This is a genomic window from Exiguobacterium sp. PHA03, from assembly GCF_041945985.1.
GTDB lineage: Bacteria > Bacillota > Bacilli > Exiguobacteriales > Exiguobacteriaceae > Exiguobacterium_A.
On sequence record NZ_JAUTYQ010000001.1, the window covers coordinates 1,393,035 to 1,404,688 of the forward strand.

Annotated in this window: 13 protein-coding genes; 4 read left to right on the forward strand and 9 right to left on the reverse strand. The window is 43.2% G+C overall.

Features of this window, described 5'->3' with window-relative positions; all coding sequences use genetic code 11:
* Positions 1–33: 33 nt before the first annotated feature.
* From Q7C19_RS07470 to yjbM, 3 genes are read right to left on the reverse strand one after another with little or no spacing between them, the layout of a single operon-like run.
* On the reverse strand, positions 34–918 hold the full coding sequence (locus tag Q7C19_RS07470) for an RluA family pseudouridine synthase (RefSeq protein ID WP_035406628.1): 885 nt from the start codon (positions 916–918) through the stop codon (positions 34–36).
* Positions 919–943: 25 nt separating this feature from the next.
* The gene (locus Q7C19_RS07475) at positions 944–1,747 is read right to left on the reverse strand and encodes an NAD kinase (protein WP_035406625.1); all 804 of its coding nucleotides are present in this window, start codon (positions 1,745–1,747) and stop codon (positions 944–946) included.
* A 10-nt stretch (positions 1,748–1,757) separates the two neighbouring features.
* On the reverse strand, positions 1,758–2,402 hold the full coding sequence (gene yjbM / locus Q7C19_RS07480; protein ID WP_035396676.1) for a GTP diphosphokinase: 645 nt from the start codon (positions 2,400–2,402) through the stop codon (positions 1,758–1,760).
* A gap of 117 nt (positions 2,403–2,519) precedes the next feature.
* Here yjbM and Q7C19_RS07485 point away from each other — a divergent pair, with 117 nt between their 5' ends.
* On the forward strand, positions 2,520–3,080 hold the full coding sequence (locus Q7C19_RS07485; RefSeq protein WP_052019082.1) for a CYTH domain-containing protein: 561 nt from the start codon (positions 2,520–2,522) through the stop codon (positions 3,078–3,080).
* Positions 3,081–3,174: 94 nt separating this feature from the next.
* The gene (locus Q7C19_RS07490) at positions 3,175–3,966 is read left to right on the forward strand and encodes a DsbA family protein (RefSeq protein WP_035406622.1); all 792 of its coding nucleotides are present in this window, start codon (positions 3,175–3,177) and stop codon (positions 3,964–3,966) included.
* 212 nt (positions 3,967–4,178) lie between these two features.
* On the opposite strand, the gene pepF is transcribed toward Q7C19_RS07490, so the two are convergent.
* The 3 genes from pepF to cls all read right to left on the reverse strand — a co-directional run bounded on the left by pepF (position 4,179) and on the right by cls (position 8,526).
* Positions 4,179–5,981: an oligoendopeptidase F gene (gene pepF, locus Q7C19_RS07495; protein ID WP_035406619.1), complete on the reverse strand. Its 1,803-nt coding sequence runs from the start codon at positions 5,979–5,981 to the stop codon at positions 4,179–4,181.
* Between the two features lie 64 nt (positions 5,982–6,045).
* Positions 6,046–6,996 (reverse strand): competence protein CoiA family protein, encoded by a 951-nt coding sequence (locus Q7C19_RS07500; RefSeq protein ID WP_290751698.1) that lies wholly within the window; start codon positions 6,994–6,996, stop codon positions 6,046–6,048.
* Positions 6,997–7,014: 18 nt separating this feature from the next.
* Positions 7,015–8,526, reverse strand: a complete 1,512-nt coding sequence (gene cls / locus Q7C19_RS07505; protein WP_290751702.1) for a cardiolipin synthase — start codon at positions 8,524–8,526, stop codon at positions 7,015–7,017.
* A 70-nt stretch (positions 8,527–8,596) separates the two neighbouring features.
* On the opposite strand from cls, the gene Q7C19_RS07510 reads away from it, so the two are divergent.
* The gene (locus Q7C19_RS07510; RefSeq protein ID WP_290751705.1) at positions 8,597–9,319 is read left to right on the forward strand and encodes an SDR family NAD(P)-dependent oxidoreductase; all 723 of its coding nucleotides are present in this window, start codon (positions 8,597–8,599) and stop codon (positions 9,317–9,319) included.
* A 62-nt stretch (positions 9,320–9,381) separates the two neighbouring features.
* Here the strand turns inward: Q7C19_RS07510 and mecA are convergent, their stop codons facing one another.
* The 3 genes from mecA to Q7C19_RS07525 all read right to left on the reverse strand — a co-directional run bounded on the left by mecA (position 9,382) and on the right by Q7C19_RS07525 (position 10,888).
* Positions 9,382–10,008, reverse strand: a complete 627-nt coding sequence (mecA, locus tag Q7C19_RS07515) for an adaptor protein MecA (protein ID WP_035406608.1) — start codon at positions 10,006–10,008, stop codon at positions 9,382–9,384.
* A gap of 171 nt (positions 10,009–10,179) precedes the next feature.
* A complete protein-coding gene (spxA, locus tag Q7C19_RS07520) occupies positions 10,180–10,578 on the reverse strand; it encodes a transcriptional regulator SpxA (RefSeq protein WP_012370920.1) in 399 nt (132 codons plus the stop codon).
* Positions 10,579–10,750: 172 nt separating this feature from the next.
* A complete protein-coding gene (locus Q7C19_RS07525; RefSeq protein ID WP_023468890.1) occupies positions 10,751–10,888 on the reverse strand; it encodes a hypothetical protein in 138 nt (45 codons plus the stop codon).
* A gap of 223 nt (positions 10,889–11,111) precedes the next feature.
* Between Q7C19_RS07525 and Q7C19_RS07530 the strand changes: the two genes are divergently transcribed.
* Positions 11,112–11,645 (forward strand): HD domain-containing protein, encoded by a 534-nt coding sequence (locus Q7C19_RS07530; RefSeq protein ID WP_035406605.1) that lies wholly within the window; start codon positions 11,112–11,114, stop codon positions 11,643–11,645.
* Positions 11,646–11,654: the final 9 nt, after the last annotated feature.

An 11,654-nucleotide genomic window follows, 5' to 3' on the forward strand; every position in this document is an offset into this window, starting at 1 on the left:
GGATTAAGTCCACTGCCTTTTATCGTATGTTCATTATTCCAATCGAAGATCCTCGGGAAGCGGCGCTTCAAATCGGACACGTTCTCCTGTCGCAGGGTGAAGGAACGTCGCTGACGCGCTATGGAGTGCTTGACGCGGGAGCAATGGTTCACCCTGATACATCGTATCACCAATCAAAGGATGTCCTAAAAAAGCAAGATGGACACGAATTTGATGCGTCCGTCCCGTCTCTAGTCGAATATCCAGTAAGGAAAACTCTCGATCCAAAGCTTGGACCCGTCGACTATTTAAAATATGCGTAATGGCCCGTTGACCATCCGGTCGTACCATTCGTTCCATGAAGGAATGATCGGTTTGACCAATCGGCTGATCAATCGTTTGTACCGGTACATGTCCGGGTGCATAGGCTAAATAATGCCGCTCTAATTCGTTTGATCGTTGCATGAGACTCATCCGGTGGTGGGCAAGTCCGTGTTTTGCGAATAAGACGAGACCACTCGTGTCTCGATCGAGTCGATTGACGATATGGATCGCATACGGAATTCCTTGTTTTCGATAATAACCAAGAACATAATTCGACAATGAGTGTTCCGGATGCAATCGTGACGGAATCGATGCCATCCCCGGTGGTTTATTGACGACGAGTAACCAATCATCTTCAAACAAGATATCGAGTTCCCCTTCTGTCGCTACCATGTCCGGTGCTGGTGTTTCTTCCGGGAAGAAGACGTGGACACGGTCACCCGCGCACAAGACGTCGTGGACGTTGACATGATGACCGTTCCGCGTGATATCTCCATGATTTTTGATTGATACTAACATTTTTCGTGAGATACCTAGACGGGTCGTACAAAAATGACTGACGCGCCAGCCATCCTCGATATCAGTAACCGTCTGTTGTAGCTGAAATCCATTCATGTTTCCATTTCCTTTACATACTGCGTCAACGTCTTTCGTCTGCTAGGAAAGATTCCCGCACCCGTTGCCAAAACGGGAAAGAACGAAAACGAGCAAATTTCACTTTTTTATCTGATACCCGACACCGGATCGATGTCACATTTTGATGGACAATCGAAGCATAGTGGTCATAGGTCATCTGAAAATCAATCGGATTGACGGGACGAATTTCGACATCATGATGTTTCGGTAACAACATCGGTGAGCCGATCGTCCGGTAAACACGATTATTGATCGAAGCCATTTCTGTGATTTGGATCGCTTCGAGTGCCGGGTGGACGATCGCACCGCCGAGCGCCTTGTTATATGCCGTCGAACCAGAGGGTGTCGATATACATAACCCGTCACCTCGAAACGTCTCGAAATAGTCGCCTCGAATCGATAAATCGCAGACGAGTGTTTGATTGAAACTTTTGATCGTACACTCGTTCAAAGCAAGCAGTTGATTATGCGAGCCATCCGCATAGTCAATTGATAGTTCAAGCAGCGGGTATTCGACCGTCGCTAAATCCTGCTTCGCGATATGATCAATCAACTCATCCATCTCTTCAGGACGCCAATCCGCATAAAAACCAAGGTGCCCTGTATGAATCCCTACAAGGGTAATCGTCTCTACTTGATCGAGATACGAATGGAACGCTTGTAACATTGTCCCGTCTCCCCCGATTGAAACGACGATTTCCGGTTGACTGACATCAAGCACACATCCCCGCTCCGTCAACGCCTGCTCGAGTTGTTGTTTTAGCGCATGAGAACGCTCATCATCACGAGCCGTGATTGCAAAACGCATGGTCATCCCCCTACTCTTTTAATCGTTCCGACGCCTTAGCGTCGCGTTGAAAGACGAGTTGCGCGTCTTGAATTTCTACTTTCAATTGACTCATCTCCGCGTCAAGCAAAAATGCCGCTTCTGCCGCACGCCGCAGGCGCTCCCGTGTTTCTTCCGGAATGTTCCCTTGGTACTTGTAATTCAACGAGTGTTCGATCGTCGCCCAAAAGTTCATCGCAAGCGTACGAATTTGAATCTCGACTAATGTCGGTACTTCACCTTCGATCGTCTGTACTGGATAAGCAATGATGACATGATACGATCGATAACCACTATCCTTCTTTTGAGTGATGTAGTTACGTTCCTCGACGATTTTAAAATCACCGCGCGAACGTAATAGTTCAAGAACATGAATGATATCATCGACGAATTGACACATGATGCGTAATCCGGCAATATCCTGCATATCTTGTTCCAATGATTCACGCGCAATTGCTTTTCGTTCTGCTTTTTGAAGAATGCTTTTTACAGGTTTGACCCGTCCTGTGACAAATTCAATCGGTGAATGCTCTCCCCGTTGCTGAAATTGTTTACGAATCGCTTTTAGCTTTACTTTCAACTCATCGACCGCGATTTGATACGGCGCAAGAAATAAATCCCAATTTTCTTTTGTCATCTGATTTGTCACCACTTTTAATCGAATAGTATTGGTTCAGTGCCTGTTCCTACCTCATTCATGTTATCATATTTTCAGACATTCAACTAGAAAGGCGTGATTCCGATTAGACAAGAATTGGAAATCGAATTCAAGAACTTATTGTCTGAACAAGAATATCTATCGTTATTTACCCATTATGCGTCAACTAAACAACCCATTTGGCAAGCAAATGATTATTTTGATACGCCTGATTTCGAACTTCGAAAAAAAGGTGCTGCCTTACGGATACGTGAAAAAAAACAAGGACTTGTCCTTACTTTAAAACAACCTCATGAAAATGGATTGCTTGAAACACATGTCACACTATCAGCAAGTGAAGCGGAAGATCTATTCAAATACGGTCTGATTCACTCCGAAGAGATGAATCACCAGTTGTCGTCTTTTGACTTGCAAGGTTCGTTGGAACATTTAGGACGTTTAGAAACCGAACGCATCGAGACGGTGCTTCCAGAAGGCTTACTCGTCCTTGATAAAAGTCGCTATCTCGGACATACCGATTATGAGTTAGAGTTTGAGGTCAGCAACTTCGAACAAGGGCAAAAGGATTTCGAGCGAATTCTTTCAGAACACGACATTCCACAGCGCAAAACAAAAAATAAAATCGTTCGCTTCATGGAACGTAAAGCGCTTTCTTGATTTTTCGTGTAAGAATGAACAAGCAAAACCTTTGCTCTTTCTTTTTTTTCGTTGCTAAAATAGGGTAACGATAACAACAGGAAGGGGTGAACGGATGGAACACGCACAATGTAACGGATCTTATTGTTCATTGGACGAACCATCGATTCAACAACCGACGAAACCTCTGGAAATCTATCATTTTTTAGATGTGACACAAACGGACGGTTTACGGTTGATACCCGTTCTCAAGAAATTAGAGCTAGAATATGGTCATCTTTTTCGTCTCCGCACGATTGCTACGATTCCTTGTGCTCCTTCACGTTCCGCGTGCGATATGTCACCACTCGTCATCCTAAAAGCAATCGAGCTTCAAGGAAAAACGTTTGGTATGCGGTTCATGCGACGCCTTCGGATGCTTCATAATGTCGAAGGTGAGAGTGCTTACAGCCGTCCATCATTGATGCGGTTAGCCGAAGCATTGACAGAGTATGGTCTGGATTTAGATGAATTCCACCGTGATGTCTCGTCGGACACGATTCAGCAAATGCTCGAGAAAGAGACTGAACTGGTCACGGAATGGGATGTCCGAATTCTTCCGACACTCGCTTTCGTTGGAGATGAGGAAGCCATTAAGGCAGAAGGACCTTATGAGTATTTGGTCTATGTTTCGATCTTAAGTGAACTGCTAGATCATACGATTGAAAAACAATCGAAGCCACCACTTGAACAATTCTTGAGACGGTATGAAACAGCAACTACGGCTGAAATCGCCTTTATTTATGACGCTCCTGAATCCCAGGTTGAACACGAACTAAAAAAACTGGTCTTACAACAGAAATGTGCTTCTCTATCGTACTGTGATGGAAAAGTATGGCGTCATTTAAAAGATTCAGCACATGCTTAATACAAAAAGGACAGTGGAGCAAGCTTCACTGTCCTTTTTTGGTATTCACTCATAGAAAAAGAAGAAGTCCTTCATGACGAGAAGGACTTCTTCTTTTGACCATTGGATGGGGGAAAAAGAGAATCGACTGGGGAATGTGACCCTCTTCACAATATAAGTATACCGTGAGTCTTTTTTCTTTTCCACTCTTTGTTCACTTTATCACAAAGATGTCACTCTGCTAATAACGCTTCGAATTCATCTAGGACTCGTTCAAATTGACGAAGTGCTGCTTCAACTGGTGCTTTTGTTGTCATATCAACACCAGCAGCTTTTAGTACTTCGATTGGATAATCGCTTGATCCCGCTTTTAAGAAATTATTGATGTAACGTTCTACAGCCGGTTGTCCTTCTTCTAGGATTTGATCCGTCAAAGCAGCCGCCGCCGAAATGCCTGTTGCATACTGATAGACATAGTAATTGTAATAGAAGTGTGGAATCCGAGCCCACTCCAAACCAATCTCTTCATCTAATACAATCTCTTCTCCGAAGTATTTTTGATTCAAGGCATAATACGTTGACGTCAAGAATTCTGGTGTCAACGATTGTCCAAGACGCGCCGCATCATGAATCGCATGTTCGAACTCAGCGAACATCGTTTGTCGGAACAATGTTCCGCGGAATGTTTCAAGTTGATTGTTTAATAGATAAAGTTTTTCTTTACGATCCGTCACTTTCTTCAATAGATAGTCGTTTAACAACGCTTCATTTGTCGTTGAAGCGACTTCAGCGACGAAGATTGAATAATCGCCATATGGATATGGTTGAGATTTCCGCGTGTAGTAGCTATGAACCGAATGTCCGAATTCATGTGCGAGCGTAAAAAGATTATTGATGTTATCTTGCCAGTTCATCAAAATGAATGGTTGTGTATCGTAAGCACCAGAAGAGTATGCTCCACTCCGTTTACCACGCGTTTCCCGGACATCAACCCAGCGCTCAGACAACCCTTCTTCGAGAATATGTTTATATTCTGCTCCAAGCGGCGCGAGCCCTTCGACCATCAATTGTTTCGCTTCTTCATAAGAGACCTTCATCTCGACCTCAGAAACGAGGGGGGTATACATATCGTACATGTGTAACTCATCAAGACCGAGGACCCGTTTACGTAAGGCAACATAGCGATGAAGCAATGGTAAGTGCTCATGTACCGCTTCAACCAACCCATCATAAACGGATTCAGGGATTGCATTACCATGTAAGGCTGCCGCGCGTGCCGAAGGGAACTTCCGAACATCTGCATAGAAGTTGTCTTTCTTAACTGACCCAGCAAGAGTTGAGGCGAGCGTATTCGTGTATTTCGCATACGTTCCGTACATCGCTTTAAATGCGGCTTCACGCACCGAACGATCAGATGATTCAAGGAATGTGATGAAACGACCATGTGTCAATTCTGTCTCTTCCCCGTCTTCCCCCTTAATTTTCGGGAATGTCAAATCTGCATTATTCAGCATACCGAATGTCGTACCGGATTGACCGAGAACTTCTCCCGCCTTCGCTAGAATCGCTTCTTCCGCTTCCGTCAACACATGCTCGCGTTCTTGGTTCAACTCATCAAATGCATGACGGTACATCGCAAGGTCTGCATTCTCATTAAGATACGCTTCTATCGTTGTTTCAGGTACAGCTAACAATTCCGGTGTCATGAAAGCAAGTGTGGCTCCGATTTGTGACGCAAGCGTCCGAGCACGGTCGTTCATGGCTTGATAGAAGCTATCCGCTGTATTTTCGTCATAACGCATGTGCGCGTATGTATAGAGCTTATAAAGACGTCTTGAGACTTCGTCTCGTAACTGTAACCCTTCATAGAGCGTATCCGCACTTTGTCCAAGACGACCCTTATACTCGACGAGTAATGGAAGCATCGCTTTCACCGATTCAAATTCTTCTTCCCACGCTTCGTTTGATGCATAAATCGATTCTAGATTCCAAGTTTCTGAAACGTCAACATCTTGACGTGTTAATACTTCTGCCATTTCCCTCACTCCTTTAATTCAGTTATACCTGTTTTCTTTTCGACAAACAATCGAAGTGCTCCTGCTAAAACAGCCGATTCGCCTCCTCGATCCGCTCTAACCATTCCGTGATAAGTAAATCGATCATCGGTCGTTCAAACGGTATATCCAATCGATGAAGTAAATGAAAGACGGCTTGTTCTAAAGCAGTAGAGGAATAAACCCCTTTTAACCGCAAAAAGACTGCCATTTGAAACTCAAAAGGATGAACGGGATACGATAATAAGTGACTGATCGGAAGAAAGACCGATGACGGCAGATTCAGAAGATGAAACCCTGCCTCATATAATGGAAGTTTAAGCATTCGTGGAGGTAACGAAGGATAAAAAGGACGCTGTCGATAGCGCAAGACGATTCCTTGCCATCGAGCCATTGAAAATTTCCGAGGAAATGACGGAAGTTCCGTCGAAAGGAAGTCGGATAATGAAAGGGATTGAACGGTACAATAGACATAATGTTTCGCAAAAGGGAGCGGATGTCGAAACCGTCGGATTTGATTGTCAACAATCAAGTCCAAATACTCATTTTCTAAGAAGGCTTGACGCATCCATCCTTGTAAACGAAATGTGACACCATGTGACGGATGAAACCCAATCCAACGAACCGTTTGTCCTTGTTTCGCATCAAGTCTTGCTCGTCTAATCCATTCATCTGCCGACATCGGAGAACGCTGAATTTCAATCCCAATCTCTTTTTCCGGAATCCACAGGTCGAAGCGTCGCTGTCCAATCGTCCATTCGGTCTCGACGCGAACGCCTGCATTCATCAACGAATCTGCAATTCGTCGTTTCCAAGATACATGTAAGCTACTTTCTCCTGAACATGCTGAGATATGTGCAAAATGTGGTCGTCGTCCCTGCCTGACGCGCAATGGCTTCAGACAATACGGACAACGTAAGGACATCGCTTTTAATTCATGGACAGAAAACCTATGAATCAGAATGCGTTTACCTGACCCATCAATGGCTTCAAACATCAGCATCGTCCCCTTTTACTAGAGTAGCGGTGAGAATAAGCGTGAAATTGATTCAACTAAACGGCGGCGTAATGGACGACGATGAAACAAATCAGCATCAACTTGTGTAGACTGGCTAAAATCCTCATAAAAATCACGTGTTAATTGATGTACCGAATTTGTTCCGTATAAAAAAGCATTTACCTCGAAATTCAAATGAAAACTCCGTAAATCCATATTCGCTGTTCCAATCGTTGCGATGGCGTCATCCACGACGATGACTTTCGAATGCATGAATCCTTTGTTATACTCATAGATTTTCACACCAGCCTGGAGTAAATCATCAAAGTAAGAGCGACTCGCATAAAATACGATTTTATGATCCGGAAAGCTTGGCAGAAGAATACGAACATCAATTCCAGACATAGCGGCTGTCTTTAGTGCTGTCATCAAATCTTCATCTGGTATTAAATATGGAGATGCAATGTAAACAGATTCACGCGCTTCTGTGATGAGTCCGAAGTAAAGTGACTTCATTGCCTCATGTGGCTCATCAGGTCCACTGGCAATGATTTGAACGCCTCCCGTTGCTTCATCGACATATTCCAGTGGTTCCATATAAAACGGTGTAAACAGGCGTTCCCCCGTCATATAGTACCAGTCTTGGAGGAAAATCAATTGAAGTTCAGAAACAGCTTCTCCGCGTACAAGAAGATGCGTATCACGCCAAAATCCAAAATGCTGATCGCGACCGATATACTCGTCCCCAACGTTAATTCCACCCGTAAAAGCAACTGTTCCATCAATGACAACGATCTTCCGATGATTTCGGTAGTTAGACTTACTCGAAATGAACGGTAATACGACAGGGAAAAATGCCCGAACTTCAACACCTGCATCCTGCATCTTCTTGAAATAATGCTTATCTGTCGAAAAACACCCGACGGCATCATAAAGAAAACGGACTTCAATTCCTTGTTGTGCCTTTTCAATCAATACTTCCTGTAACTGCAATGCGAGCTCGTCATCCCGTACGATATAGTATTCCAAATGGATATGATGTTGTGCTTGACGAATCTCTTCTAAAAGAATCGGAAATTTCTCCTGACCATTCGTCAAAATTCTTGTATGTGTATTATACGAAATCGGAAGTCGACTGATCGAATCGATAAGTGTGACAACTTTTCCATAACGTCCTTCTTGGAACACTGATTGGTGTACTGCTGTTTTAAACTGGGTACGGTATTTAATATAAGACTCTTCATCAAGCATTGCTTTCAATCGAAACATTCGTTTCCGGCGGTAGTTCTGACCAAACGTAAAATAAACAAACACGCCGACAACAGGTAGTGCCATCATGACAAGTGCCCAGACGAGTGTTCGTTCTGGGTTACGATTTTCAAGCAAAATGATGACGAACACGCTCATGACGACCAAAATGATGACGATGGACAGCCAGCCTACCATATAGACACTCCAATAGTAGGATAAAAAGGCGATTAAACCGATGGTCAAGATGAGGGTCATGAGAAGTTGTACACGTCGTAGCATGAATCCCCCTCCTTTTATGTATGTTGTAAAAATTGTAGTTAAGAACTCATGACAGAAAGGAAGCGTTTAAATGGGTACGTATATCATTACTGGTGCAACAAGTGGAATCGGAGAAGCAACTGCCCTCCAACTGATTCGAGAAGGTCATACCGTTCTTGCCATTGGTCGTAATCAAGACAAAGGAGCTTCTCTTGAATCTAGCGGAGAAGGACGTTTATATTTCTTCCCTGTCGACTTGACTGATTCCTCTGCCATCGACAGGTTCTTTGAAGAAACACTCGAAGATTTTCCAGAAATCGACGGGATTTTTAATAATGCAGGGACATTTGGAAAACCCGTCGCACCCGAGAGAATCTCCGATCAACAAAAAGAAGTGTTCCAAGTGAATTATCATGCCCCTGAACGAATCATCCAGCTCGCGACGAAACGTTTCTCAAAAGGTGCCTCTATCGTCAATAATAGCGCGATCGTCGGTCACGTCAAGTTTCCCGCCATGCTCTTACCCTATGCATCGTCTAAGAGCGCTTTATTGACACTGACAAAGACATACGCTGCCCGCTTCCATGGCAAGTATCGTTTTAATGCCATTTGTCCGGGACCGGTCGACACATCATTGAGCCACGCATTATATGGCGGGAAAGATAAGTTTGATCTTGCGATGAAGCATCATCTTCGTGGCGAACCTGCACAACCTTCTGAAATCGCAGAAGTCGTTTGTTTCTTACTCTCGAATAAAGCGAGTTACATCAATGGGCAAGCCCTTATCGTAGACGGTGGTTATACCCTCACTTAATGTCAGAATAAAAGGAGGTATCACGATTCGTGATCCTCCTTTTACTCGCACTTTTAGTTCCTTTAATTCGGAAAGTATTTCCGAATAAAGGCAAAGACGTCTGAAGCAATGATTTGTTTTCCATATTCAGCGACAGGATGAATCGTTTGTTCGCTGAAATGAAGATATTCGGCAATTAAACTCATGACATTTTCTTGTGCTTCTACATTCACATCATCTTCGAAATGAACATGTAGTAGATAGAGTCCATCCTTTTGGTAAAGCGCTGTTTCAAGTTCTGCGAAGACAGGAGCATTCGCATATTGACTAAGCGCAATGATATGCTCGAAATCATGAGTTTCGAATAAGACATCCTGGCTTAATTCTGTATCTTTATCTTCTGTCTCAGACATCGCTGATCGTAAAAGTGAATCGAGTTCGTCTTCATCGACTTGCTCACCATCGACTGCATTTTTTGCGATCGTTACAGTGACTTCAAGACCTTTTTCAAAAGCTTGCACTTGTATCCATAGTGGACCTTCGAAGGAGATGGACTCTTTTTCATTCGCTTCGTCCATCATCTGCCAGAATAACTGTTCTCCCCGTTCCCGATTATACCAAATCTCATCTCGGGCAAAACCACGGCGTTCGATGTCAGTATAAGTGATGAAGAACTTGACCGTATTGTCATTGACGCGTTCGATTTTCAATCTGTCCACTCCTTTCTTCTCGTTCCTTATCTAGAATACGAACGAGGACATGACTTGGATTCATACTTTCGAATCCGAAGGATATATTTCTATTCCTTTGTTATCTTTATTTTAACCTTTTTTATCGGTAACAAAAAGCACACTGCTCACGAAGCAGCGTGCTTTTTAAAATTACTCGTTTACAAGACGCTGTGCTTCCAAAAGTTGGAATGTACGCACCTTGCGTGGTAAGAATCGACGGATTTCATCCTCGTTATATCCTACTTGAAGACGTTTTTCGTCAATCAAAATCGGACGACGCAATAATCCAGGATATTCTTGAATTAAATCGTATAGGTGCTGCAACGATAAGTTTTCAACGGAAACATCGAGTTTCGAGAAGACTTTTGAACGCGTTGAGATAATCTCGTCCGTTCCATCTTCCGTCATTCGAAGAATCTGTTTGATTTCATCGAGCGATAATGGTTCTGAAAAAATATTACGTTCTACGAACGGGATTTCATGTTCTTCAAGCCACGCGCGTGCTTTCCGACAAGAAGTACAACTTGGTGAAGTATAGAGTGTTACCATTGAAAAACATCCTCCCCCTGATTTAACATCATTTAACACCTAAGTGAATACATAGATATCGATGATGGTTCTATTACTTGACAGTTTACATCTAATAAAGCAGAAAACCTAGCTTTTTTATAAAGATGAAAGAACTTTTCGTAAAAAAGCTTGTTAAAGCCACCACGTGGCTTTAACAAGCTGGCGTGTGATCAAATGGCTGAGAAATCGTTTCTTTTGCTTTAGGAAGTTTCATTTCTTTTAGTTTTTTCTCTAAAATATCCCGCAAAAGGCGCTTCTTCAGCTTTTTCTTTTTGTCACGTTCTTTCATATTCCGACACCCCAATCGGTCCGAAACAGAACTAACAACCTACGAAAGCAAAATAATCATCTTCTACATTAGTAATTATACCACGTATATCAAAAATCTATTCCTACTTTAAACAATTAAATATGTGAGATTGTCGATTAAGTAATGAAAAATAGTTGCAATTTCTTTCAATTTTCTGTAGAGTGTATAGAAATATCAACGCTCAGGAAGGAGTTTTTCATTCATGTCATTAACACTCGTCACTATTCTCGATCATCCGATCGCTCAAAAATATTTATCCCGTTCTGGCTTGAATCATGCGATTTCAGTAGCTGAACGCGCTCTGACGCTCGCTACGAAGCGAGGTTTAGATGCGGATACAGCTACGAAAGCTGCACTCCTCCATGACATCGGGCATTACGAATGGTATACCGATGGCACTTGGAACTATGATCTCTATCGTCAAAATGATATTCATGCCATTAAAGGGGCTGAACGCGCCCATAAACTTTTGATTCGCCTTGGTGAAGAACCAGCACGCGCCAAAGAAATCGCACTTGCCGTTCTTTTGCATACGGATTCGTATCTTCCACCTGGTGCAATCAACCGGACACCACTTCAACAACTTGTGCACGATGCGGATACGCTGGAAGAACAACCAGGCGGACTACATCACTATGAAAAAATCGATTTTGATGAAGCCATGCGCCGTCTTGATGCGATTGATTCTGTCGTTCATCGCTTCGCGCATCTTCCACGAATTGCATCAGAAAATTAAAAGGCATTT